This is a genomic window from Pikeienuella piscinae (genome assembly GCF_011044155.1).
In the GTDB taxonomy this organism is placed as follows: Bacteria; Pseudomonadota; Alphaproteobacteria; order Rhodobacterales; family Rhodobacteraceae; genus Pikeienuella; species Pikeienuella piscinae.
On the sequence record NZ_CP049056.1, the window covers coordinates 2,399,430 to 2,426,121 of the forward strand.

Sequence of the window (26,692 nt, forward strand, 5' to 3'; positions counted from 1 at the left end):
TTGGGGTAAGTTGTTTTTGGCGCCGGGCGACGTCCGGTGGTGGGCGATTTGCGATGATAAACGATGCACTTGAATACGTTCGTCGCGAACTTCGTGACCATCTGGGCGTGACAGATGGCGAGGTGGCGATCGAAAGCGCCAGGGTCCTTGTCGAGAACGACGGACCGGACGGCGTGCTCATCACACTGGTGAACATCGAGGAGGAGTCGGCGCTCCGCAACACGCCGCATGTCGCCCGGGTCGGCGGACAACCGGTCGAGCGCGAGCCTTCAGTCTACATGAACCTCTATCTCCAGTTCAGTTTCGACTTTCAGGATTACGGCGCCAGCCTGCTCAACCTCTCCAACACGATCGCGCTATTCCAGCATCGCCGCTACTTTTCGCCGGAGGACGCGTCGGCGGGCAATCCCTTTCCCGCCGGGCTCCGCCGGCTGATCTTCGAGCACCACAACATGAGCTTCGAGGCGCTGAACAATCTCTGGTCGGTGATGGGCGGCGCGCTCTATCCCTCGGTGATCTACAAGATGCGCATGGTGGAGGTCCGGCATATCCAGCCGGACGTTCCGGCAGATCCGATCACCGCCATCGCCGTAGACACCGTGCGCCGATGAGCTTCGTGATCGCATTCGACCGCTTCATGCGGGTCCGGGTCAGCGACGATGGCGGCGCGCCGGTGGAGGGGCTGGCTTTCGCGCCAACCGCGCGCACACGCGAGGTGATGGCGAACCATGAGATCCTCCATCGTCCATCCTCGGACGGGTTTTCACTTTATTACAAGTCGCGGCCCGGCGTGACGCCGCCGCTTCGCGCGCCGATCACGTCGCGGGTCCGCTTCAGCTTCGGAATTCACGTGACCACGCCCGGTTTCTTCGCGCGCCATCACCCCGATTTCGGCGCCGGCGGCGCGCAGATCCTCTTGGACAATCTCACCCCCGCCGGCGCCGTCACCGCCTCGGGCGCGCTGAGCGCGGGCGCGACTGTGGAGGCGGCGGATCTGACAGCGCTCGGCCCGCGCGCCTATCCGGTTCGACTCGACATCTCGGGCGGCGCGCCCGGCGTGATCGAGGCGCGGGACCAATTCTCAACCGTCGTGGCCGCATCGACCATCATCGACCCGCCGCCGGGCGCAACAGAGATATTCGCCACGGTTGATCTTTCCAACGCGCAGGATGCGGCCTTCCGGCTTGTCGCTCCGGCGCCGGCGGCGCTTGACCGCCCGATTTACGCCGATGACGAACTGGCCGATTCCGGTCCCGTCGGCGTCGTCGATCTTTACTGGGAGCAGCCGCAGAGCGCGGTTCCGACCGGAACAGGCGCGGAATACGCAATCGTCTTCAGACTGAGATGACGCGACGCCGGGGGCGGCCCGGCGAAGACAAGCAACGGAGAGGACCCAATGCGAAACCTTTCAACTCCCGGTGTGACGGTCGAGGAGATCACGACATTTCCCCCGTCCATCGCGCCGGTGGCGACCGCGATCCCGGCTTTCATCGGCTATACCGAACGCGCCGCGGAGGCAGATACGACGCCGCTCACCGGCGTCTCGCGGCGGATCACCTCGCTGCTTGAATACGAGGCGCTCTACGGCCGTTCCTCCCCCGAGGCTTTGAGCGTCATCGCGCGGAAACGCGTCGGCGCGAACGGGGCGCTGATCGGCGTCAGCGTCAATTTCGACACCGCGCCGCCGCCGGTTCCGGCCAGTCTGATGTATTTCGCTCTGCAACACTATTTCGCCAATGGCGGCGGGCCCTGCTACATTCATTCGATCGGGGCCTTCGGGGGGGCGGTCAGTCAGGGGGACTTCACCGGCGCGATCACCGCGCTCGAAGCCGTGGACGAAGTGACCTTGCTGGTCTTTCCCGATGCGACGCGGGTGGCGCAGAACTCGATCCACGGCAATATCGTTCTCGCGGCGCTCCAGTCCTGCGCCTCCACGCAGGACAGGTTCGCCATCGCCGATGTCCGGAACGCTCAGCCCGGCGGCACAGTGACGGCGCAGGACGTCGCCAACAATTTCCGCAACGCCGTCGGCGCCAGCAGCGTCGATCTGCTGAAATACGGCGCGGCCTATTTCCCCTATCTGCGCACCTCGATACCGCGTATCACCGACGACGCCTCCGTCACGGTGGTCGCGGCGTCGGAACTGATCACCGTCGCCGATGACGGAACGGAGACGGTGACGCCTCTCGTCCCCGACAGCGGCGACCCGACGACGGGAACCGACGTGACGCTGGACGCCGACGTTCTTCAGGGCGACGGCGCGTCCATTCCGGGGGAGACGGCGGTCGTGAACGCGATCCGCGTCTTTCTCAGCACGGCCTTCGTTACTCTGCCGCCTTCGGCCGCGGTCGCCGGGGTCTACGCGCGGGTCGATCGAACGCGCGGCGTTCACAAGGCGCCCGCCAATGTCGGCGTATTCAACGTCATCGGACCGGCGGTGCCGATCACCGACGACCTCAACGGCGCGCTCAATGCGGATCCGACCGCGGGCAAGTCGGTGAACGTGATCCGCAACTTCACCGGCAAGGGCACGCTGGTCTGGGGCGCGCGGACGCTGGCCGGCAACGACCAGGAAAACCGCTATGTGCCGGTTCGGCGCTTCCTGAACTTCGCGGAGGAAAGCATCGAAAAAGCCATCGGGGCCTTCGTCTTCGAACCGAACAGCGCCAACACCTGGGTGCGGGTCCGCACGATGATCGAGAATTTCCTGCTTAACCAGTGGCGCGCAGGAGCACTGGTGGGCGCGAAGCCGGAGCAGGCTTTCGACGTGAAGGTCGGGCTGAACCAGACGATGACGGCGGACGACATTCTGAACGGGCTGATGGTTGTGCGGATCGGCGTCGCCATCGTCCGCCCGGCCGAGTTCATCGTGCTGGAATTCCAGCAATTGCAGCAGCAGGGCTGAGGCGCGTTTCGCGGCCCCCCACGGCAAGCATTGAAAGGGTAGATCATGGAAGAATATCCCCTCCCGAAATTTCACTTCCAGGCGGAATGGGCGGGTGCCCGGATCGGCTTCACCGAAGTTTCGGGTCTCGGCGTCGAGACCGAGGTGATCGAATATCGCGAAGGCGTCAGCCCGGAATATTCGAAACTGAAGATCCCGGGCATGCAGAAATACGCCAACGTCACGATGAAACGAGGCGTCTTCGCGTCGGACAACGAATTCTTCGAGTGGTGGAACACCGTCGCGCTCAACAAGATCGAGCGGCGCGACATCACCATCAGCCTGCTGGATGAGGAACACGCGCCGGTCATGGTCTGGAAACTGAAGAACGCCTGGCCGACCAAGATCATCTCCACCGATCTCAAGGCGGACGGCAACGAGACCGCGATCGAGAGCGTGGAGGTCGTCTGCGACTCGCAGAGCATCCAGAACGACTGACGCCGAACCCGGAGGAGGACTGTCCAGATGGTCGATGCGACCCTGCCGTTCGCCTATGAATTTCAGCCGCCTGTGGGATTTCATTTCCGCGTCGATTTCGATCTGGCCGAGGCCGGTGAACAGGACATCCGCTTTCGCGAAGTCACCGGCCTTTCCATGGAGTTGGAGGAGGAGAGTTACGCCGAGGGCGGCGAAAACCGCTTCACCCACAAGTTCCCGGTGCGCGGCAGCTATCCGCCACTCGTGCTGAAGCGCGGCCTGATGACCGACAGCACGGTGGCGGCCTGGGTTCGCGACGCGGTCCAGAATTTCACGATCCGGCCGGCGACCGTCTGGGTGACGCTGCTCAACGACGCGCACGAACCCCTGGAGACATACACCGTGGTGAACGCCTGGCCGAAGAAATGGGTGGTTTCGGATTTCAACGCCGAAGCGAGCGAGATCGTCGTGGAGACGCTGGAGCTCGCCTACGCCTATTTCCGGGTGAACTGAGATGCCGGTCTTCATCAGCGAGATCGTCTTTCGCGGCGCCGTCGGCGGGGCCCGGCCGGAAAAGCCGGAGGCGGAAACGAGCCGGACCGAAAAGGCGATGGACCGCGAACGGCTGATCGAGGACTGCGTCGCCGAGGTGATGCGGCTCCTGCGCAGGCGTGAGGAGCGCTGAGATGGACGGCGCCCTCGTCAAGCTGACGATCATCCCCTTCGAGACATCGAAGACCTTCGCCGACGGTCCGCCCTCCGGCCCGCCCTTCATCGCGCAGTTCAACCCGTCGGATTACTCCGATGCGGTCGAACTGGAGCTGAATTCCGACGAGACCCCGCAGGGCGCGGACGGCAATGAGGCCAAGTTCAAGTCGATCAAGCCGCGGAGCTTCACCTTCAAGCTCTTCCTCGACGGCAGCGGCGCGACCTCGGCGACGCCGCTGCCGAGCCCGGCGCCTAGCTCTCCGCTTTCCGTCCTCGGTCAGATCGAGCTTTTCCGGGCGACGGTCGGCTTTTACGGCAACGTCCATCGCCAGCGGTTTCTCCAGCTGGTCTGGGGCCGGCTCTTCGTCACCTGCGCGCTGGAGAGTTTCTCGATCAATTACAAGCTCTTCGATGCGGCCGGCCTGCCGATCCGCGCCGAACTCGACGCCACGTTCAAGGAGCACAAGGACGCCGAGGTTTCGGCGCTGGAGAAGAACCTCGCATCGCCCGACATCGCGCACGCCCATCTCGCCCTCGACGGCGAGCGGCTGCCGAACATCGTCAACGCCGTCTATCGCGACCCAACGCGCTATGTCGCGGTCGCCGCCGTCAACCGGCTCAACAATCTTCGCCGGCTTCCGGCGGGGGCCGAGTTGCGGCTGCCGCCGGTGAGGTCCGCCGATGCCGTTTGATCCGATCCCGAGCAGCTCGCTCAGCACCTTCACCGTGAAGGTGGGCGGCGCCGCGCTGGCGGAGACCGTCGGGGTGATCTCCATCGAGATCGGCCGCGAGATCGGCCGCGTTCCCTACGCCCACCTGGTCATTCAGGACGGCGATCCGGCGGCCCAGACTTTCGCGATCAGCGAAGCGCCCGACATCGCCCCCGGCGTCGAGATCGAGATCCTGCTCGGCTACGACCGCGAGGAAAGCCTGGTTTTCTCCGGCGTCGTCACCCGCCACCGCATCGAGGCGCCGCTGCATGCCTCCTCCCGTCTCCATGTCGAGGCGAAGCATCGCTGCTTTCGCATGGCGCATGCGCGCAAATCGCGAATCTGGACCGAGGTGACGGACGCGGACGCGCTTTCCGATCTTGCGGCCCTGCAAGGACTCGCCTTCGATGGCGAAAGCGCGGCGGTGCGCCCGCAACTTGTCCAGCATCAGGCCACCGACTGGGACTTCGCGGTGATGCGGGCGGAGATGGTCGGCCAGGCGCTGCTGGCGACGAATGACGGGCTGAAGATGTTCACCCCCGATCCTGGCGCGCCGCCGTCGATGGCGCTGGAATACGGGCGAACGCTCTTCGCCCTCGATCTGGAGATCGACGCCGAGGCGCAACCCGAAAGCGTCGAGGCGGGGGCCTGGATTCCCGCCGATCAGGCCGTCGCGACCGCCGAGGCCGGCGGAGAGGACGTGCCCGGGCCGGGCGCCGCCGATGGCGCGGCGCTCGCGACGGTTTCGAACCAGAAGCCGCGGCCGCGCCACGCCGGCGGGCGGGATCAGGCCGAGATCGACGACTGGGCGCGCGCGGAGACGCTCCGCCGCCGGATCGCCGCGATCAGGGGCGCGGCGGAGATCCAGGGCGAGGCTCGCCTTGAACCCGGCGCTACGGTGGAGCTGAAAGGCTTCGGCGCGCGGTTCAACGGCCGCGCCTTCGTCTCCGGCCTGCGCCATCAGCTTGCGAATGGCGACTGGCGCACCAGCGTGCAGATCGGCCTGGATCCGCGTTTCCACCGCGAGCGTTTCGATATCGACGCGCCGGCGGCGGCCGGGCTCGCCCCCGCGATCACGGGCCTCCAGATCGGAATCGTCGATGCGCTGGAGGGCGACCCGGCGGGCGAGGAGCGAGTGGCGGTGCGGATCGCAACCGAAACCGAGACAGCCGAACCGATCTGGGCGCGCCCGCTCTCCATCGGCGGCGGCGCCTCCCGTGGGTTCGTCATGCTGCCGGAGATCGGCGACGAATGCCTTCTTGGCTTTCTCGACGGCGATCCGCGCGATCCGATCCTTCTTGGCGGGGTCCATTCCGCCGCCGCCGCCAGTCCCTATCCGGGCGCCGACGACAACAACCTGAAGGGCGCGGCCTCGCGCGCCGGGGTGAAGATCACCTTCGACGACGACTCGGCCGCGCTGGTGGCGGAGACGCCGAACGGAAACCGCGTCACGCTCTCCGACGCCGATGGCGGGATCACGCTTGAGGACGAGGCCGGGAACAGCATCACCACCGGCGCCGACGGAGTCTCCGTCGAGAGCCCGAAGGACATCAAGCTATCTGCGACTGGCGACGTCACCATCGAGGGGCTGAACGTCACCCTGAAGGCGCAGGTGGAGGCGGCGGTTCAGGGCTCGGCCGGCGCCAAGGTCGACAGCTCGGGACAGACCGTCGTCAAGGGCTCCATCGTGATGATCAACTAGGGAAAGTGAACATGCCGCCGGCCGCGAGACTCACTGACTTTCACGCCTGCCCGCAAGTGACGCCGGGCGGCACGCCGCATGTCGGCGGGCCGATCGTCGGACCGGGCGCCGCGACGGTTCTGATCGGCGGCCTGCCCGCCGCCGTCGTCGGCGACAGCGCGGTTTGCGCCGGCCCGCCCGACACGATCATCGCCGGCTCAGGGACGGTGATGATCGGCGGCAAGCCGGCGGCGCGGATGGGCGACAGCACAGCGCATGGCGGCTCCATCGTGATCGGCGCGCCCAACGTGATGATCGGAGGCTGAGGCGATGGCGCTCGAAGTCCGTTTCATCGGCGTCGGTTGGGGCTTCCCGCCGCTCTTCGAGGCTGGCGGCGTCCGTCTGACAGGCGGCGTCCGCAATATCGAGGAAAGCCTGCGCATCATCACCGGCACGCAGCTTGGCGAGCGATTGATGCGGCCGAATTTCGGCTGCGGGCTGGATGACGAAATCTTCGGGCAGATGAATTCCAACCGGCTGACCTGGATCGAGAATCTCATTCGCCGCGCCATACTGCTCCACGAGCCGCGGATCGACGCCGAGACGATCCGGGTCGAGGCCGATCAGCCGGAGGGCAGGCTTCTGATCCGCATCGCCTATACCGTCAGGGGCGCCAACTCGCGCTTCAATTTCGTCTTTCCGTTCTATCTGGGGGACCGCTAGATGGCCTCCTGCGACCGCCGTGGCCCGCTCTCACGCTCCGGCGCCGCCCAGCCGGACCGTGCGCTGGCGGAGCGCGACCCGCACTATTTTCGGCTCGACGAACGCGATGCCGCCGATCTCATCCTCTTCGCCCGCCGCTTCGCGGCGCATATGCGCTACTATGATCCGACCAACGCCGCCGCCGGCGACTGGTCGGGATTCTTCGAAGGCGACATCTCGGCGATCCTCGCATCGCTCGCGAAGCTCCCGGTCGACCCGTTTCGCGCCGCGCTGGCGGATATCGAGCGCTTTCTCGAGGCCGAGCCAGGCCGGCCCGAAGCCGAGCTCCGAACGCATTTCGGCCTGATATTCCATTTGCCGCTGACGCTGTTCCGCGATCTCGCGGAGCGGCAATCGGCGCTGGAGGCGGATCGCCCGCTTTATCCCGAGCTGCAGGGAATCGGCGCGCGCGAGATCGGCCCGGCGTTGGCCGAGCTCGCCAGCTATCATCGGGGCGCGCTCGGCGCGGGTCTGATCGACGCTGCGCCGCTCGATCCGGTGGACTTCACCACCACCGCCAACCCCGGTGGGCCGGGGCCTCGACTTTCCGATCAGGTCGCCCGCATTCTTTTCACCGGAGAGGCGTTCGAAGCGATGACGCTCGCCCCTCGCGCGGTCGCACCCTTTGCGCCGATGGGATGGCCCGCCTATTACGCCGGCGCGCCAGCGGACGGCGCGCCCTACGCCGACGCCGTAACGACCTATGGCCAAGTCTACGACGCGCTGAACTACAACCTTCTCGTATCCGCGATGGAGCGGATATTTCAGGCGATCGAGCGGGCGCGGCGGCTGGCTGCGGCGCGGCTGACGGAGAGCCTCGAGAATTTTGCGGCGCACACGCCGCATTACGCACTCTGGCTGGCGTTCCTTTCGATGTTCGAAAAGGCGCGCGACGAACTCAACGATCTCACGGGCCGGCATCTCGATTTCTATTACGAGGAAGTGCTGCGTCTTTCGCGGCGCGGCCCGGTCGCCGATCATGCGCATGTGCTGGTCGACCTCGCCAAGGGGCGCGAAGCCCATCTTCTGGCGAAAGGAACGCGGCTTCGCGGCGGCAAGGACGGGCTGGGCCGTGAGGTCGTCTACACCCTAGACGAGGACATCGTCGTCAATCGCGCGAAGGTCGCGGAGTTGAGTGCCGTGACCGTGGAGGAAGCGACCGTCGGCGGCCAGCCGCAGGTCATCGTGCGCGCCGCGCCGGTCGCGGCGTCGGCCGACGGGCTCGGCGCCGAGTTGCCGGAGGAAGCGCCGCATTTCGCGCCGTTCGGACCTTCGGACGCGCCCTTCGCCCGCGTCGGATTCGCCGTCGCCGACCGCCAGCTTTTCATGCGCGAAGGCGCGCGCCGGATGATCCTGCGTTTCTCCGTTCCGGACCCCGGCCCCGACCGTGCGCTGCCCGGTTTTCGCGCGCGGCTGACGGCCGAGGAAGGCTGGCTGGATATTTCGGGTCCGCCGAAACTGCGCGCCCGGATCGACGACGGGCTGATGACCTTCGCGGTCAATCTCGACGGCGACGACCCCGCGATCGTTTCGGCGGACCCGGAGCTTCACGGACCAGGCTATCCGGCCGACGCGCCGGTCCTCGAGATATCTGTCGATTTCGACGAAGGCCAGGCGGCGGCGCGCGTCTTCGCCCGGTATCGCGACACGATGCGCGGCGAGCCGACGCTCGTCACCCGCGGCTCGGGCCTGCGGCGCATGTCTGTCGCGACCGATGACGGCGTCGCCGATCCCGCCGCGGGCTTCATGCCGTTCGGCGCGCAGCCGAAGATCGGCTCGACATGGACCATCGGATCCGCCGAAGCGTTCAGCCGGAAGCTGGCGCGGTTGAAGATCGGCGTGACCTGGGCCGAACCGCACACCAACGCGACCTTCTTCCGTCGCCGCGATTCCGATGATTACCGGGTCTCTTTCCAGTATCTTGATGGAGGGGTGTGGACCACGGCCTCCGCCGAAACCGCCGGGCTTAAGATCGCCGCCGGGGCCGCCGATCCACGGATCCGGGCGCGGGGAATAGAAGCGGCCTCCGACGCCGCGCGCCAGACGCTCGATGATCCGCCATTCGATGCGAAGGCGCGGAACGGCTATGTGCGCATGACCCTCGACAGCGATTTCGGCCATGGCGAATTCATCGACAAGAAGACGCTGCGCCTGATCGAGGCGGCGAAGGAAGGCGGCGTCGGCCCGACCGATACCGGAAGTTACAATTACGACAGCGCCAATCTGCCGCTCGACCCCTATACGCCCGAAGTGAAGGAGATATTCCTCGACTACCTGTCGGAGGAGCGCCCCGTCGCGCGGACCTGGCGCCTGCACCCGTTCGGGATCGAGGCGGCGGAGCGCGAAGGCCGGCTCTTTCCCGATCTCCCCTATGCCGGCGCGCTGTTCATCGGCGTCGACGCGCTCGCCCCGCCGGCGCGGCTCTCGCTGCTGTTCCAGGTGGCGAACGGCACCGGTGATCCGCTGCTGGAGGCGCCGGCGCTCTCCCACGCCTACCTGAAGGGCGAGGTCTGGACGCCCTTCACGGATCAGGAGGTAGATGATCGCACCGCCGATCTCAGCCGCTCCGGCGTTCTCGCCTATGCCGTTCCGCGCGCCGCGAGCCCGGCGATCGCGGCGATGCCCGCCGGGCGGCGCTGGCTGCGCTTGGCCGCCCCGCAGAACGCCGCCGCGGTGAATCGCATTCTCTCGATCGACGCGCAGGCCGTGCGGGCGAGCTTTCTGGACCAGAAGAACGATCCGGCCCTTCTGGAGACGCCGCTTCCGCCCGGCGCGATCACCAAGCTGAAGACGCCGGACCCGGCGGTGAAAGGCCTCCGGCAACCCTACGCGTCCTTTGGCGGCCGAGGGCGGGAGGACCGCGCCGCCTATCACCGTCGCGCCTCCGAGCGGCTTCGGCACAAGGATCGCGCGGTGACGATCTGGGATTACGAGCATCTGGCGCTGGAGGCTTACCCCTCCGTCTATCGCGTGAAGGCGCTCAATCATACCGAACTGAAACGCGCGGGCGGCAAGATCCTCGGCGACAATGAGCTGAGCCCGGGCGCCGTCACGGTCGTCGCGGTGCCCTATACCGACGACGCGGCGCAGTTCGACCCGCTCCGTCCCTATGCCGATCGGGCGACGCTCGCCGGGCTCTCCGAATTGCTGGCCAGGCGCGCTTCACCCTTCGTGCGGCTCGAAGTCGAAAACCCGCGTTTCGAGGAGGTGCATGTCGCGCTCAACGTCGCTTTCAGGCCCGGTATCGAGGATCTCGATTTCTACCGGGGCGAGCTTGAGGCGGCGTTGATCGCACATCTGACGCCGTGGCGCCGACAGGGAGTCGCCGGAGTCGAGTTCGGCGGGCTGATCTACAAATCCACAATCATCGATTTCGTCGAGGAACTGCCCTTCGTCGATTTCCTCGAAGACGTGCGGCTCTATCACCGGCCAAACCCGGAAATCCCGGCCTGGACGCGGATCGACGCGGAGATTGTTCGCGCGACGACCGCGCGCTCGGTGCTCGTATCCGCTCCGTCACATGCGATCGGACTGGCCTGATGCCCGAAGACAGCTTCATCGACCGTGATTTCCGCCCGCCAGGGGCGCAGAATTTCGCCGATCTCCGCGAGTTGGGCCTCCGCCGCATCCAGCAGCTTTCCGGCGACATCTGGACCAATCACAACAGTCCAGACCCCGGAATCACGATCATGGAGGCGCTGGCCTACGCGATCACCGATCTCGGCTACCGGACCTCGTTTCCGATGCGCGATCTGCTCACCCGCCCGGACGGGCGGATCGGGCCGGCGACGGAGACCGGGCTCTATCCCGCGCATGAGGCGCTGACCACCGCGCCGGTGACGATCGACGATCACCGCCGACTGCTGCTCCGGATCGAGGGGGTGCGGAACGCCTGGCTCGACCCGATGACCGACCCTGCGGAGCCGGCGAATTACCGTATCTCCGAGACTTCGATCTACGCCGATTGCCTCGCCGACGCGCTGTCGCACGAGGCGCTGAACGCCGCGGGCGAGAGTAATCACGACGTGCGGATAAGCGGCCTCTACCGGGTGATGGTCGAACTGGAGGTCGACGAGCGGCTCGGCTCCCTCAACGAGACCGCGCTCGAGGTCACCTTCCGCGCCGGACCGTTGAAAGGCGTGATCGTTGCGATAGATTACGGTGCGCCGCCCGCGCTGCCGGCCTACGCCGAACCGGCGGCCCCTGACCCGCTCGCGCCCGAAAATGTGACGGTCGAGAATCTTTCCGGCGCCGGCAATGGCGTGGAGTTCACAGCCGACCTGATCGTCGAGCAGAACAGCGTGGAGATCGCGCGCCTGGAAGGGCTGACGATCACTGTGATCGAAGATCGCCCGCGCCCCGGCGCCGCTCCCGTCACGGTGACGGAGGGCGCCCTCGGCGCCGCGCTGGCGGAAGCGGGCGCCGAAGGCCCGGCCGGGCTTTTCCTGCAGAAGCGCGAAGCGCGGCGGCGCGCCATGAACGCGGTCCACCAGGTTCTTCACGCGCATCGTCCGCTTTCGGAGGACTACCTCTCGATCGACACGATCGCGCCGCAGCGGATCGGTGTTTGCGGTGATGTCGATCTCGCCCCCGACGCCGATCTCGAAGCGGTCGAGGCGGCGATCCTTCACGCCATCGAGACCTATCTGAGCCCGCCGCCGGTCTTCGAGACGCTGGACGCGCTCCTCGCCGCCGGCGTCCCGGCCGACGAGATTTTCAACGGCCCCTATGTGGATTTCGGCTTCACTGTCGAGGGGCGCGAGGTTTTCACCAAGCCCGGCTTCATCACCGAGGAAAACCTTCGCGCCTGCGCCCTCCGGCGCAAGGTTCACGCCTCCGACCTGATCAACATCATCGTCGATCTCGACGGGGTGGTCGGGGTGCGAAACCTGACGCTCCGCGCCTATGACGCGCAAGGGCTGGCGATCGGAGCGACCGAGAAATGGACGCTGGACATTCCGCCGGGCCGTCAGCCGGTGCATTACTTTCCCGGCACGAAACTCCTACTCTTCAAGAACGAGTTGCCCTATCGGGCGCAACCGACCGAGGCCGCGCGCACGCTCGCGCATCTGCGCGCGCTCGCCCGCACGAGGCTCTATGTTCCGCCCAACCAGATCCTGCCGGCGCTGATCGGCGAATGGCGCGGCTTGGACGAATTTCAGAGCCTGCAGGACGATCTGCCGCGCATTTACGGGACCGATTCCGCCGGCCTGCCGCCGGAAGCTCCGAAAGAGCGCGTCGCCGAAGTGCGACAACTCAAGGCCTATCTCACCTTCTTCGATCAGGCGCTGGCGGATTATCTCGGCCAGCTTGGCGCGGCGCGGCGCATCCTCTCGCCCGACAAGACGCTGGAGCGGACCTGGTTCTCACCCTATCTGGACGGGATCGCCGGAACCCGCGGCGATTTCCCGACCGAGTTCTACACAAATCCGGCCGCGCTCTCCGACGATATCACCCGCGTCCGGCTCAATGAGACCGAGGAAGCCTTCCTCGACCGCCGCGCACGCGCGCTCAACCATCTCATCGCCCGCTTCGCCGAACGTTTCGCCGATTACGCACTGCTGAGCTTCCAGCTTTCCGGCGACCGGCTGAAAACCGCGCGTGAGCTGATCGACGACCGCGCCGATTTCCTCGCCGATTACCCGAAGGCGAGCCGGGAACGCGGCAAGGGCTTCAACCAGCTGCCAGAGGACCCGGCGCAGATCTGGGACAGCGACAATATTTCCGGGCTGGAGCGTCGCGCCTCGCGGCTGCTCGGCATCGGTGATCCGACGCGGCGCGACCTCCATTGCGGCGCCCTCTTCGACGCGCTCTTCGCCGCCCGCGCCGATGGCGGCCAGTTCAGAGCGGTGGTGCGAGGCGAAGGGGCGACGCGGCTTCTGACCTCGGAGGAGCTTTTCCCGACCGCCGCCGCCGCGCTGGACGCGGCCCGCGCGCTCGAATTCCGCCTGAACCTGGCCGAGACCTATCAGATCGACGCGTCCGCCGGCGTGGGCGCGGTCCGCCTCGCGCTCGCCGGCGGCGGCGTAACGTTGACGGCGCGGCGGCTCTACGAGACCGAGGCCGAGGCCGTCGCCGCTGCGCGGGCGATCCTCGACCGGCACAACGCGCTCCTCACCTCGCCGCTCTGCAACGTGGAGGGAATGCACCTGATCGAACATATTCTGCTTCGCCCGCGCGCGCCGGGCGACGCGCTTATGCAGGTCTGCCTCGATGAGGAATGCGAGTTTTGCGGCGACGAGGACCCCTATTCCTTCCGCGTCTCGATCATTCTTCCCTACTGGCCGAGCCGGTTCCAGAACCTCGATTTCCGGCGCTTCGCCGAACGACTGATCCGCGAGGAGACCCCGGCGCATATCCATCCGCGCATCTGCTGGATCGACAACGGCCAGATGGCGGCGCTCGACGCCGCGCACCGGGCCTGGCGAGAGGCGCTGGCGGCGAAACCGCATGACGCGGACGCGCTGCGCGACGCGGCGGCGGCCCTGATCGACGTTCTGAATTCGCTCCGAACGGTCTATCCGCCGGCGGTGCTGCATGACTGCGACGAGGCCGGCGAAGACGACAATGTCGTCCGGCTGGGCGCGACCAATCTTGGCCTCTTCTGAGGAGACAGGCGATGAACATCCAGACCTCCTATCCGATCTTCGAGAACGGCCAGGTGCTGACCTCCGTGCAACTCAACGATCTCACCGAGTATCTGGAGGAGCAGGACCGGCTCAGTCGCCGCGCCCTGAGCGGGATCGGCGTGGTCTGCGGGTTCGACGTCGATGTCGAAGGGGCGGTGGTTCACATCTCCAAGGGCGTCGCCGTCACTTCCGAAGGCTTCCTGATCACCGCCGAAGCGCAGGCCCATGACCGTTTCCGTCCCTACGAAGTCCCGGTGCCGACCGCCGAGGAAGCGTCCGAGGACGATATCGCCGAGGCGCGCTACCCGTTCCTCTTCCCCGACGGAGAAACGCAAATCCCGGTGTTCGAGCTTCTCGACACCGATTTCGCGCCAGCGCCGGGGGAGCCGGACCCCTCCGCGCTGACCGCCGGTTTCCTCGCCGACAAGACGGTGATGCTGTTCCTCGAATGCCGGCTGGAGGCCCTCAAGAGCTGCGATGTGAACGACTGCGCCGACAAGGGCGCGGAGCGGCGCTTTACGCTCCGGCGGCTTCTCGTCACCCGCGCGCAGGCCGACGCCATGCTGGCGCAGGAGGAGAAGATCGCCGGGCGCCCGATCGACCCTGCGACCCATCCGCGCCTGGAACTTCCCTATATCCGTATCGAGAAGCTCGGCCTGGCGCGACACGGGGTCGGTTCGTTCGCCGGCCTTTTCGGACGCGTCCTGACCATCGCGCTGAAGCTCGCTCAGTCGCTTCCGAAGGCGCTGCGCGCCGCCTACGCCGCCTATGAGCACCTCCTTGGCGATCTCTACGCCGAGGGAGAGGAGCCTTTCCCTGACACCTATTTCTCCAATCTCTGGGGTCAGCTTCTACGCAATATCTTCATGGTGCAGTATTTCTACGACTACATGCGCGACGTTGCGATGGCCTATAACGAATTTGTCGAAGCGGCTTCGAAGTTTGAGACCGAGTGCCTCCCCGACCCCGCGCGGTTTCCAAAGCACGTTCTTCTTGGCGATGCGACGGCGATCCCCGACGCTTTCACAGCGGAGTTCCCGACCGCCGCCGACGTTCTCGCCTTCGACCAGAACAAGGCGACCGCCGGCGTCGGCCTGCCGCGCCGCCCGCGCGCCCGGCGCACGCATTTCACGCCATCGCCCGCGGCCCGCAACCGGCCGCGGCTGGAGGAAGTGCGCGCGCTTTTCCTGCGCATGCATCTCCTGGCGCTGACCTATCGCACACAAGGCCTGATGGCGGCGCCGATCCGCGTCACCCCAAGCCGCGACGACGCCGCGCCGCTCTCCGAACGCGCGATCCCCTTTCACTACGCCTTCGACGCCGACGCCGATCTCTTTCGCAACTGGTCGCCGCGAAAGACCCGCGCGAACCTTCTCAGCACCGTCTATTCCTACAGGTTCAGCGCGCCGGACGACGCCCACCCCTTTTTCTTCAGGATTGACGATCAGGATTTCATTCGCGTCGAGGGCGTCGTCGGCAAACCGCTCGGTTCGGCGATGGCGGAGTTGATCGCATACAAGCAGACGCTCGGCCTCTCCTTCTCGATCGAACCGGTTTTCATGAAACTGACGACGGGCGCGGATGACAAGACCGGCGCCGCCCTCGATTCCGCGAGCGCGGCGGTCGCGGCGGCCGCGGTGCGGAAGCTGCTTCTCTGCCGGTTCTCCGAACTCGATCTGATCTTCCTCGTGGTGATCCGGGCGCTTTTCGCCTTCCTCGTGTTCCTGATCCAGCGGCTGGGCCGGCAGCAGGTGGCGGTGACGACTGGGCTCGCCGCCCGCGCCGCAACGGACGTGACGACGGGCGCCGCGGCGCAGCCGAGCCGCGAGTTTCTCAGCGCCGCGCCTGCGACCTCCTTCTTCGATTCCGCGACGGCGAACCGCTTCCGGATCGACCTCAGCCCGAAGGACGAGGCGCAGTTGCGGCTGGACGCGGAGCTGCTCCGGCGCGAGATCGCCGCGAAGCCGTTCGTTCGCGGCGAAATCGTCGCAAAGCTGAACCCTGACGCGGGCTCGGGAAGCGCCGCCGTGACTTACGCCGCGGTAAAGGACGATGCCGGCGGCGGCAATCTCTTCGACCGGACGAGAGCGCTGGTCCTCAAGCAGGGGGGCGATGAGGCCGCGGTTCAGACCACTTACGCCAATGTCGCGCTACTGGCGCAGGGCGAAGCCGTCCTCGACACGCTCAGGGTCGAGTCCATCGCCGATTTCGACGAGGTGGAGTTCTCGGCCGCCTATCGCGGTTTTTCCGACGCCTATCTGAACTACGCCGACAAGGTCGAGGTCTCGCCCAATGACAGCGTCGAGGCGGCGCGCGACAAGGCGCAGATCAAGGAGGCGGCGGCGACCGTCGCGAGCCAGACGACCACATTCGCCGCCGCCAACATCCAGTCGGAACTGAGCGCACTCGTCTCGCGTCTCCTGGCGGGGTTGACTCTCGATGGTTACGCGAAACGTCATCCGGGGCTGGAGCACCGGGCCGGCGTGAAAAGCGGCGGCACGCTGGTCCTCGCCTATGTCTTGCTCGACGATCTGGTGAAACAGGCTCGGCCGATCCTCGGCGCGCTCGGCAAATCTCTCGACAGTCTGAACTCCGCGCTCTCCGCGGGCGGGGGTGTGGCCGATCCCGACGGCGCGCTCAAGGAACTCGCCGCCGGTTCCGCCCAACGCACCGAAGATCCGCTCGACCGATTCGTCGTGCTGGCGGATTTCTGTCTGCCCTATCAGTGCTGCGATTCCGATTGTTCGGATGTCGTTCTTTCGGGGCGGATCATCGCCAGTCCGTTCGGCGACGATGTAGACCCCGGGCCGATGGTCGTGCCGCCGCCCGGCCCGAACCGGCCGGGCGGCGGGCGCGCGCCGGCCCGGGATATCGGCGATCTGACCTCGCGTCCGCCCGTGGCGGTCAGCCGCCCTGCGCCTGGCGCGCTGACCGGTCGGAGGGAGGAATTCTTCACGCCCAGACCCACGCCCGTCGTAGATAGTTCGTCCCGAACCGAGGAGACCGGCGCGGCTGCGCTCTTCGGCGTCGTCGGCGCCGAGGGGCGACGCGGCGTGGAGCCGGTGGCCGAGAGCACGATCCGATATACGGATGCAAGCGGAAACGAACGGAGCCAGCGCACGGACGCCGGCGCCTATCGCATCAAGGTCGCGGCGGGCGAGGTGAAGATCATCGGCGCCGCGCCTGGATTTCGGGGCTCCAGCCAGGTGGTCACGCTCAGGGCCGGCGAAACGCGCGAGCTGGACCTTTTCGTGGTGAAAACCGGTTGAACCCATGGCGCTCGATCGGCCCTCCGACAATACGCACCGGATCGGGCGGGCCCGATTCGACTTGTCCGGAGATAGTCACGCCGCGCTGCTGACGTTCCGCGCCGGGCTCGCGGCCGCCGCCGAAGGACCGCTGCCCGCCGCCCTCGCCGCCGCGCTCGACCCGCTCGCCGGGCCGGAAGAGGTGGTTGAGATCGTGCGGCTGGAAATCGATCTCGGCGATATCGACGCGGCGGAAGTCGACGTCGCGACGATCGCCGCCGCCGTCGCGCGGGCGGCCGCTGACGCCGTCGCGCGCGCGCGGCCCGCCGCGCCGGATCCCGACTCGCCGCCGCATGAGACCGATGGCGCGCCGCGCCGGAGCGATCTTCACACCGCCGCGCTGAGCGCCCTGCTCTTTCACCTTCGAACCGGCGGCCTGGAGGAACGAAGCCCGCGCCGCCGGGTCGCCGAGCTTTGCGCGCTCGTCGCGGAGGCCGTGCGGGAATCTCATGCGCCGCGCACAACGGCGGCGTTTCAAGCGGCCCTGGCGACGGAGAGCCGCGCCGGACCTGCGGCGATGACGCGCCTGATCGCCGCGGCGCCGGCCGCCGTCGTCCACGCGATCCTCGCCGCTCTCTTCCCGCGCCTGACGGTCGAATTCGGCGGCGACGGCGCCTTGCGCGCCGCGCTTGAAAAGGCGGCGGGATCGACGACCGCGATCCGCGCGCTCGCCCGCCAGTTCGACGCGCTCATCGCGGATGCGGCGTCGGGAGCGCCGGACGTCGATGACGAGATCGGCGGCCCGCGTCGGCGGCCCGCATCGGCGCCGGCGCAGAAGGAGACGCCGGACATGGGCGTCCCGATCGCGGTCGAGAACGCAGGCGTTGTTCTTCTTCACCCGTTCCTTCCCCGACTATTCGCGCTTTCCGGCCTGACGGAGAGAACCCGCTTCGTCACTGACGATGCACGCGCCGCCGCGGCGCGACTTATCCACTACCTCGCCACCGGCGAGACGCAGGCGGAGGAGCCGGTGCTGCATCTGCCCCGCATTCTCTGCGCCATTCCCCAGGAGACCCCTATTCTCCCGGTCGAACCGCTCGCGCCCGCCCTGATCGAGAACGCTGATAAACTCCTGCACGCCGCGCTCAGGCACTGGACGAAGCTCGGCCGCGCGTCGCCCGAAGGCCTGCGCGAGACGTTCCTGATCCGCGCCGGCGTCCTCGCCGGTCCACCGCGCCGCCAGCGTCTCCGGGTGGAGACACGCGGCGTCGATGTGCTCCTCGGGTCTCTCCCCTGGGGGCTCGACCCGATCCGCCTTCCCTGGCTGGAGGCGCCGATCGGCGTGGACTGGGCGTGAAGAGCGCGGCGGCGATCCATGCGAAACCGGAATCCGGCCGCGCCTCCGGTCCGCCCCGGCCGTTTTTCGGCGCGCCGATGCAGGCGAAACTCAACGTCTCCACGCCCGGCGATCGGCATGAGCGCGAGGCCGACAGCGCCGCCGACGCGGTCGTTCATGGCCGGGGGGCGATGGCGCGCGACCGGCGGCCGGTTTCGGCGCAGCTGACGCCGCTCGAACAGCGGGCGCCGCGCGTCGACCGCATGGAGGAGGAAGAGGCGCAGACGGCGCCCGAGCGCGCCTCCGATCCGAACTATGACGAACACGAGCCGACGCTGCGTGCATGTCCGCCCGTGGTCGAGGATGAGCCCCTTCAGATGAAGGGGGAGGAGGAGGCGCAGGCGGCGCCCGAAGAAACTCAACTCGCGGAGGAGGAGGCGCAAAGCGCGCCTGAAGAGGCGCAAATGGCCGAGGAGGAGACCGAGACCGCGCCCGAGGAAGCGCAGATGGCCGAGGAGGAGGAAGCCCAGACTGCGCCCGAAGAGGCGCAAGAGGAGGCGCAGCGGCAGGAAGAAGAGGAGGAAGCGCTGCAGATGCGGTCCGAGCGCTCCGGCCGCTATTCCGCCCGCGCCGTCCGGATGCAGATCGTCGAACGCCAGCTTCGCGCCGCGCGGGGCCGCGGAAACCCGCTTCCCGAACCGGTCCGGAGCAAGATGGAGGCCGGCCTCGGCGCCGATCTTTCGGGCGTGCGCATCCACACCGACGGCCCGGCGATGCTGATGACCCGGATGCTGAACGCGAAGGCCTTCGCCTCCGGCCGCGACGTCTTCTTCAGCCCGCACCGTTACGCCCCCGGCACCGAGCGCGGCGATCATCTGATCGCGCATGAACTGGCCCACACCCTCCAGCAGGGCGGGATCAAGACGCATGAAGAGACCGCAGCGCAGCGCGTCGCCGAGGATGACAAGGTTCTCTCGCGCCCCGAAAGCCTGCGGGCGATCCGCATCGCGCGGGGCGAGATCGGCAAGATCAACTCCAAGCTCCACGGACCTGACGGCAATCGCGTCGGCTGGGAGCGGCTTCTCGCGATCTTTCGCGGTGCTTACGGCGGCGATGTCATCGCGCCCGCCGTCATCAAGCGGATCATCACCACACCCGACCAATTGCCGCACTGGTGCGGCGTCTCCGCCTGGCGCGCGCTCCGCGAGGGCGGCTTTCCGCTGCCGCCCTGGGTGTCCGGCAAGAACATGACGAAGGGGATGGAGACCCGCAAACCGGGCGAGTTGCCGCAAAAGGGTGATATCGCCTATCGTCAGTTCACCCCCGGACTCGAGAAACCGACCAACCATCAGGCGCTGGTCTCGGGCGTCGAGAGCGCGGAGACCGCCGCCGGCAAGCCCTTCAAGTCCATCAAGGTCCGCACCATCGACGGCAACACCGCCGGAAAGGACAATCTCGGCGGTCAGGTCGAGGAGAAATGGCAGCCGATCGGCGCCTGGGACGCCTTCTTCATCCCGTCGAGCGTCGTCGACATGCCGCCGGCCGAACTGATCGAGACCGATCGGGCCTCCGAAGATCTCGGCCCCGATCCGGACGCCGAAGAGAAAGCGCCGGAGCCTGAAACCGCCGCCCCTGAACCCGCCGCCGCGTCGGCCTCCGGCGCCGATGCCGATGGCCCGCCGGTCGTCGAGCCCGAAGCGCTGGCGGGGCCCGAGGCGGATGTCGCCGTGGAGATTCCGCCCGCGCCCGACGCCTCGGTCGAGGCGGCGGCGGAGGTCGAGAAGCTGTCGCTCGAAGGCTCATCAGACGAGGCGCTGGTCGGATTCATGGATGCGAGTCCGAGCCGGATGGCGGCCTCCGCCCCCGCTCTCGGGCCGGCGCTGGAGAAGAAGACCTCGACGGAGAAGAAGGAGGTCGCCGAGAAGGCGCCGACGCTGACGGCGAAGACCGGCGGCGAGGTCGACCCGGGCGTGACCGCGCCCGAAGATTTGCCGATTCCGGCCGACACGACGCTCACGGAGGGCGGAAAGGGGCCGGAAGTAGGCAAACTGACGCCCGACCCCTATGAAGAGAAAGGCAAGCCGCCCAGCAACGCCGCAAAGCGCGAAGAGATCAGGAAGCAACCCACGAGCGGCTTCCTCGACTGGCTCCGCAACCAGTTCACCAATCTCTTCAACGGCCTGCGGACCAGCGACGACAGCGTCAACACCTCCGCCGGGTCGAGAAAGCGCGTTGCGCTGACCGGCGACGCCGATGTCGGGCAGATGGAGCGCCAGCGTCAGGAGGGGACAGGGCGGCTGCGCAAGCAGCGCGACGAGAAGGTCGCGGCCTTCAAGAACCATCCCGGCCAGTCCAACATCCAGCCCCGCAAGGTTGAGGAGGCCCGCTCCCCGGCGGTCAGCCCGGAGACGTCGGAGCCGATAGAGGACCTGCCACCCGACGATGGCGTCGCCGATTTCGTCGCCGCGGCTCTGCCCAAAGCGGTGCGCGACGCCGCCGACGCCAAGATGGCGCCCGATCTTCACGCCAATCTCGCCGAGGCGCGCAAGCGGACCACCGAGGCGGCGGCGAAGCGCGACACCGACAAGGACGCCGAGATCGCCGAGGCCGAGCGCAAGACCGCCGCCGCCAGTCGCGACGCCGACGAAGGCCAGCGCAAGGCGGTGCTGGCGGGCCGCACCGACGTCGCACGTCAGCAGGGAGAGGCGATCACCGGCGCTTATGACGGCGTCGCCGAGTTCGCGAAGGACGCCGGAAAACGCCAGGCGGACGATCAGAAGACCATCGCCGACAATGTGAAACGCGAGGAAGGGCTGGCCGACAGCGAGCTGGAGAAGGGGGAGGCGGAAGCCAAACGCATCAAGACCGCGCAGGAGGCGAAAGCGCGCGACCAGAAGGAAAAGCTGAGGAAGGAGAAGGAGAAGCAGGGTTTCTGGGAGCGCGCCGCCAGCGCGGTGAAATCGCTGGTCGACAAGATCGCCGAGGCGATCGACGATATCTTCAACGCGCTGCGGTCGCTGGTGAAAAAGGCGATCGAGGCCGCCAAGAAGGCCGCGATCGGCCTGATCAACGCCGCCCGCGAAGCCGTGGTGAAGAAACTGAACGATTTCCGCGACTGGGCGAAGGACAAGGTCGACACATATGTGAAGGATCGCTTCCCGGGCCTCGCCGCGAAGCTGAACAAGGGGATCGACGCGACGGTCGATGTCGCGGTCGACGGGGTGAACGCCGCCGCCGACGCCGCGATCGAGACGGTTGAGGCGTTGGCCGACGCCCTCGGCAAGGCGCTCGACCGCATCCTCGCGGCGTTTCAGGCCGGGCTGAAAGCGGCGGTGAAGATCGCCGGCGCGGTGCTGACCGGCGATTTCGCCGGCGCGCTCCGTATCGCCATCGAGGCGGCCTGCGAGATCGCCGGGATCGACCCGAAACCGATCTTCGGCTTCATGGAGCGCGCCGGCGCGCAACTCACCGCGATCCTGAAAGAGCCGGGCAAGTTCATCAATAATGTGATGACCGCGCTCGGCATGGGCGTGCGCGGCTTTCTCGAACGCATCAAGCAGCATCTGATGACCGGGCTGATCGAATGGCTGACCGGCGCGCTTTCGGTCGTGCCGATCACCCTGCCCGACAAATGGGACATCAAGGGAATATTCAGCCTGGTCGCGCAGATCCTCGGGCTGACCTACGAGAACATCAAGGCGCGGATCATCAGGAAATTCCCGAAGGCCGCGAAGATCTTCGATCTCGTGGAGAAGGGCTTCGCGCTGATCAGGAAGCTGCTCTCGAAGGATTTTAGCGCGCTCTGGGAGGAGGTGAAAGCCTCGCTCGCCAACCTCAAGGATACGGTGATCGCCGGCATCCGGAACTGGGTGATCGTCAACGTGATCAAGGAAGGGGTGGTCTGGCTCCTGAGCCTGATGAACCCGGCCTCGGCGCTGGTGAAGGCGCTGAAGCTGCTCTACGACCTCGTGATGTGGCTGGTGGAGCGCTACGAGCAGATCAAGACCTTCGTAGTGAGCGTCTACGAAGCGGTCGTGAACATCGCCGCCGGCATACTCGGCCCGGCGGCGAAGGCGGTCGAGGCGGCGCTCGGCCGGGCGGTGCCGGTGCTGATCTCGATGTTCGCCGCCGCCATCGGCCTCGGCGGGATCGGCGAGGCGGTGAAAGGCGTGCTCGAGAAGATCTCCGCGCCCATCAACAAGCTGATCGACGCGCTTATCGACCGGGTCGTCGCCTTCGCCAAAAAGATCTGGGGCAAGACCAAGGAGGGCGCGAAGGCGGTCAAGAAGAAGGCGAAGGAGACCGCGGCGAAGGTCAAGGAAAAGATCTTCAACTGGTGGAAGGAGAAGCGCGGCTTCACCTCCAAGGATGGCGGCAAGCACAAGATCTATTACAAGGGAACCGCCGGAAAGGCTGATCTCTGGATCGCTTCGACTCCGTCCAGGATCGAGGCCTTTCTCGCGAAGAAGAAGGCCGACGCGAAGGAGGACGCCGACCAGCGCAAGGTCGCGGGGGACGCGCTGGCGCAATACAAGCTGGTGCTGAAAAGCGAGGCCAAGCTGGAGAAGCTGCGCGCCAAACGGTCGGGAATTCCCGTCTCAGACAAGAAGCGCTACCGCGCCGCGACCAGCGCGGTGGAGTCCGAGATCCGGGTCTTTCGCAACCAGCTCGACGCGCTCAGCAAGATACTCGCCAAGGCGACATTCGAGGATGAGAGCATCATCCAGACGAAGGTGGATCATTCGGGCTCCGGCCAGAAGAACACCCGCGCCCTGCCGCTGACGCATCTCTCGGGCAACACCAAGGGGTCGAGCCCGTCGCAGGACCCGCCGGGCTGGGATCACGCCGTCGCGCTCGACACCAAGCCGGACGGCACGTCGCGCAATCAGTGGGTGCGCGGTCATCTTCTGAACGACAATCTCCACGGCCCCGGCACGAGCGTCAATCTCGTGCCGATCACGCAGAAGATGAACCGGTCGATGGAGACAAAGGTCGAAGGCCCGGCGAAGGCGGCGATCAGGGACAAGGACGCGAAGCTCTACTACAAGGCCGAAGCGAAGTTCTGGTCCGCGCCCGATCCGGTCGGCAAGTTTCCTCAGTCGATCACGGTGGAATGGGGCGAGTCGGAAAAGACCCCCTCCGGCTTCGTGCAGAAGAAGAAGCGGGGCGGCGACACGTTCACCATGCCGACGCAGCCGCCCGCAACCGCCGCCGCCTTCGTTCCATCGATCAACGACGGCAGCCCCGGCCTCCTCCTGAAAGGCATCCGCAAACACGGGCCGACGACGACGAGCTATTTCGTCTCCAACGTGCTTCTGGCGGAATATTCGCCGGCCAATCCGTATTCGTCGAAAACCAACATGCGCCAGCGGCTTTACACCAACAAGATCGCCGAGCTGGAGGCGCTCGGCGGCACGCTGAAAGCCGACCGCAAGACCTATGTCGACGCCACCTACAAGGCGATCACCGTCAATGACGTGCGGGTCTGACCGATGAACAGGATCGACCCGACCGCGCGGGCCTCGAACGCCGCCAATCTCGGCGCGGCCTTCGGTGTCCTCACGCGGCTGATCCGCAGCCGGTTCGGCGGCGAGGATATCGCGCCCGACGGTGCGATCTCGCTCTCCTTTTTCGACGACGGCTCGCCGCTCGGTGATTTCATCCGCGACCGACGGCCGAGTTTCACGGAGTATGTGGTTTTCCTGCTCGCCCTCGCCCCCCACGCGAAGCCGACGCTGCTCGACGCGGAAATTCGCGCCGCACTTCAAAAAGCGGGGGACTTTCCCGAAATCGGCGGCCATCGCGACGCGGAGAGCCGCACCTTCCTGCCGACAGGACAGACCGCGGCCTACCTTCTCGCCGGGAACGATCTCGAGGGCCGATTCAACGTGCAGCGGCTTTTCTCGCCGGATCACTGGTTCGCACGCGAGGGCGCGCTGCGGCTGGAGCCGCCGAAAGAGGGTGCGCCGGCGCTTTCCGGGCGCATCGTCATGGCGCGCGACTGGGTAGAGCGGATGACGCTCGGCGCGGTGGACATCCCGCCCTTCAGCGCCTCCTTCCCGGCCCGGCGAATCGAAACGGCGCTGGACTGGGACGATCTCGTACTGCCCGAATCGGCGCGCGCCCGGCTCGACGAACTGTTGCGCTGGGCGACCCACCGGCGCGCTCTGGAGGAGGACTGGGGTTTCGGCGCGCGGCTCCGTCCCGGCTACCGGGCGCTCTTTCACGGCGCCTCGGGCACCGGCAAGACCTTTGCGTCGACGCTGCTCGGCAAATCCACCGGCCGGGAGGTCTTTCGCGTCGATCTGTCGGTCGTCGTCTCGAAATATATCGGCGAGACGGAAAAGAACCTCTCCAGCCTCTTCGAGGCGGCGCACAGGCGCGACTGGATACTGTTTTTCGACGAGGCCGACGCGCTCTTCGGCAAGAGGACCTCGGTGAAGGACAGCCACGACCGCTACGCCAACCAGGAGGTGAGCTATCTGCTCCAGCGGGTGGAGGAATATGACGGGCTCTGCATTCTCGCCTCGAATCTCCGCGCCAATATCGACGAGGCGTTCCTGCGCCGGTTCAACGCGATCATCCGCTTTCCGGAACCCGGACCGGACGAACGCGCGGAGATCTGGCGGCGCGCCTTGCCGCCACGCGGCGACGACGGGGGACGCGCCGAACTGATCGAAGCGGTGAAAGGCTATGAGCTGACCGGCGGCGGCATCGTCAATGTCGCGCAATTCGCGGCGATCGAGGCGGTCGCGGCGGGTCGGCGCGACGTGACGCTAGAGGATGTCGAGCTTGGCGTCCGGCGCGAGCTGGAAAAGGAGGGCAAGGTTTTTCGAAGCCTCCGCTGACGCCCCGCCGATGGACCACCGCCGCTCGATCCCCTAAACAATCGCCGCGCCGGATGAACACGCGCCGCGAGGAACCGCCATGCCAGCCACCCGCCAGACCGCTTTCATCGCCGGAGAGAGTGCGGCGCGCGTATTCGGCCTCACCCCGCGTGAGCGTCTGACCCGGCAGGCCCTGCAGGCTGGCGTCGACATCACGTCAGACCCGGCGGAGGCCGGCGTCATTCTCTCCGGCGCGCATGTCTACGGCGCCGGGGTGATTTCGGCGCTGGCGAGCGCGGCGCCGGGAACGGCGCTGTCCGATAACACGGGCGCGTTTGCGGGAAGCAGGACCGTGGACGGCGCGCGGGATGCTGCGCGGATCGCGGCGGGCGCGGCGGCGCCGGCGGGCGCGCTTTCCGGCGCCGGCCTCGCCGGGCGATACGACAAGGCGCTGCGAAAACGCGCCGATCCGATGACGAACAGGGTCATCGCGGGCGAAGAGAAGCCCGCCGAGCAGGAAATTTTCGACGCCACCTACAAGGGCGTCACCGATTTCGTCACCAAGCATGTCTGGCCCGTCCCGGCGCTAGCGGCGGTCCGGTTCTGCGTTCGCTTCGGCATCACGCCCAATCAGGTGACGCTGGCGAGCCTCGCGCTCGTCTTGCTGACGTTCTGGCTCTTCTGGACCGGTTCGTTCGCCATCGGCGTCGTGGTCGCCTGGGCGATGACGTTTCTCGATACGGTCGATGGCAAACTCGCCCGCGCCACGCTCACTTCGTCGCGGTTCGGCGACGTGCTCGATCACGGTATCGACCTCATCCATCCGCCGTTCTGGTGGTGGGCCTGGTGGGTTGGCCTTGGCGGGACCGACGCCGGCCTCAACGATGGCGGGCTCGCGCTTGGCGTCATTCTGGCGGGCTATGTCCTTCAGCGGGTGATGGAGGGGATATTCATCGCGCGTTTCGGCATCCACATGCATATCTGGCGCCCTTTCGACAGCTTCTTCCGGAAGATCACCGCGCGCCGAAACCCGAACCTGGCGATCCTAACCGTCGCCGTTCTGCTGGGCGCTCCCGACGCAGGGTTCGTCGCGGTCGCGCTCTGGGTGTTCGTCGGGCTGATCGTGCACGGCGCGCAGATCGCGCAGGGCCTCTTCGCCGCGAAGCGCGGTCCGATCACCTCCTGGCTGGCCGAAGACTGACGGAACGCACCCCCCCGGCGGGCGTGACGAGGCGCGGAAACAAGCCTCTCAAATCCGATTCAACTATCTTCTGTATTGGCTTACGGAAATAGATTTGCGTTTCATTGTTTCTGTAGTCGATTTGCGGACATTTCATGACGTTGCGTGCAATTCTTCCCAGTCGTGGCGGCGGATGGGCCGTCCCGTTTCCGTCAGTTCGGTGCTGGCGGGCCGCCATCTTCATTCTCAC

Annotated in this window: 17 protein-coding genes; all 17 read left to right on the plus strand. The window is 66.8% G+C overall.

The genetic code is table 11. From position 1 onward, the window contains the following. The first annotated feature begins 53 nt into the window (after nt 1-53). The 17 genes from G5B40_RS11545 to G5B40_RS11625 all read left to right on the plus strand — a co-directional run bounded on the left by G5B40_RS11545 (nt 54) and on the right by G5B40_RS11625 (nt 26,463). The gene (locus tag G5B40_RS11545) at nt 54-611 is read left to right on the plus strand and encodes a Pvc16 family protein (protein ID WP_165098708.1); all 558 of its coding nucleotides are present in this window, start codon (nt 54-56) and stop codon (nt 609-611) included. Further along, a complete protein-coding gene (locus G5B40_RS11550) occupies nt 608-1,348 on the plus strand; it encodes a hypothetical protein (protein ID WP_165098711.1) in 741 nt (246 codons plus the stop codon). Before G5B40_RS11545 ends, G5B40_RS11550 begins: the two co-directional genes overlap by 4 nt. A 48-nt stretch (nt 1,349-1,396) precedes the next feature. Then, nucleotides 1,397-2,905 (plus strand): phage tail sheath family protein, encoded by a 1,509-nt coding sequence (locus tag G5B40_RS11555; RefSeq protein ID WP_165098713.1) that lies wholly within the window; start codon nt 1,397-1,399, stop codon nt 2,903-2,905. Nucleotides 2,906-2,950: 45 nt separating this feature from the next. After that, complete coding sequence (locus tag G5B40_RS11560) at nt 2,951-3,382, plus strand: phage tail protein (RefSeq protein ID WP_165098715.1); 432 nt, start codon at nt 2,951-2,953, stop codon at nt 3,380-3,382. 27 nt (nt 3,383-3,409) lie between these two features. Further along, the gene (locus G5B40_RS11565) at nt 3,410-3,874 is read left to right on the plus strand and encodes a phage tail protein (protein ID WP_165098718.1); all 465 of its coding nucleotides are present in this window, start codon (nt 3,410-3,412) and stop codon (nt 3,872-3,874) included. A gap of 1 nt (nt 3,875) precedes the next feature. Beyond that, on the plus strand, nt 3,876-4,046 hold the full coding sequence (locus G5B40_RS11570) for a DUF5908 family protein (RefSeq protein WP_165098721.1): 171 nt from the start codon (nt 3,876-3,878) through the stop codon (nt 4,044-4,046). Between the two features lies 1 nt (nt 4,047). Further along, nucleotides 4,048-4,761, plus strand: a complete 714-nt coding sequence (locus G5B40_RS11575; protein WP_165098723.1) for a CIS tube protein — start codon at nt 4,048-4,050, stop codon at nt 4,759-4,761. Next, nucleotides 4,751-6,481, plus strand: a complete 1,731-nt coding sequence (gene vgrG / locus G5B40_RS11580) for a type VI secretion system tip protein VgrG (RefSeq protein WP_165098726.1) — start codon at nt 4,751-4,753, stop codon at nt 6,479-6,481. The genes G5B40_RS11575 and vgrG overlap by 11 nt, the downstream gene beginning before the upstream one ends. Before the next feature lie 11 nt (nt 6,482-6,492). Then, complete coding sequence (locus G5B40_RS11585) at nt 6,493-6,786, plus strand: PAAR domain-containing protein (RefSeq protein WP_165098728.1); 294 nt, start codon at nt 6,493-6,495, stop codon at nt 6,784-6,786. Between the two features lie 4 nt (nt 6,787-6,790). Further along, nucleotides 6,791-7,183, plus strand: a complete 393-nt coding sequence (locus G5B40_RS11590) for a GPW/gp25 family protein (RefSeq protein WP_165098730.1) — start codon at nt 6,791-6,793, stop codon at nt 7,181-7,183. Next, nucleotides 7,184-10,762 (plus strand): baseplate J/gp47 family protein, encoded by a 3,579-nt coding sequence (locus G5B40_RS11595; RefSeq protein WP_165098733.1) that lies wholly within the window; start codon nt 7,184-7,186, stop codon nt 10,760-10,762. It abuts the gene before it with no gap. Then, nucleotides 10,762-13,830, plus strand: coding sequence for a hypothetical protein (locus tag G5B40_RS11600; protein ID WP_165098736.1), 3,069 nt, complete (start codon nt 10,762-10,764; stop codon nt 13,828-13,830). Before G5B40_RS11595 ends, G5B40_RS11600 begins: the two co-directional genes overlap by 1 nt. Before the next feature lie 11 nt (nt 13,831-13,841). Further along, on the plus strand, nt 13,842-17,120 hold the full coding sequence (locus G5B40_RS11605; protein WP_165098738.1) for a hypothetical protein: 3,279 nt from the start codon (nt 13,842-13,844) through the stop codon (nt 17,118-17,120). Nucleotides 17,121-17,124: 4 nt separating this feature from the next. Then, nucleotides 17,125-18,456 (plus strand): contractile injection system tape measure protein, encoded by a 1,332-nt coding sequence (locus G5B40_RS11610; RefSeq protein ID WP_165098741.1) that lies wholly within the window; start codon nt 17,125-17,127, stop codon nt 18,454-18,456. Continuing rightward, complete coding sequence (locus G5B40_RS11615) at nt 18,453-23,924, plus strand: eCIS core domain-containing protein (RefSeq protein ID WP_165098744.1); 5,472 nt, start codon at nt 18,453-18,455, stop codon at nt 23,922-23,924. Before G5B40_RS11610 ends, G5B40_RS11615 begins: the two co-directional genes overlap by 4 nt. Nucleotides 23,925-23,927: 3 nt before the next feature. Continuing rightward, nucleotides 23,928-25,283, plus strand: coding sequence for an ATP-binding protein (locus G5B40_RS11620; RefSeq protein ID WP_165098747.1), 1,356 nt, complete (start codon nt 23,928-23,930; stop codon nt 25,281-25,283). A 79-nt stretch (nt 25,284-25,362) separates the two neighbouring features. Beyond that, nucleotides 25,363-26,463, plus strand: a complete 1,101-nt coding sequence (locus G5B40_RS11625) for a CDP-alcohol phosphatidyltransferase family protein (protein ID WP_165098750.1) — start codon at nt 25,363-25,365, stop codon at nt 26,461-26,463. Nucleotides 26,464-26,692: the final 229 nt, after the last annotated feature.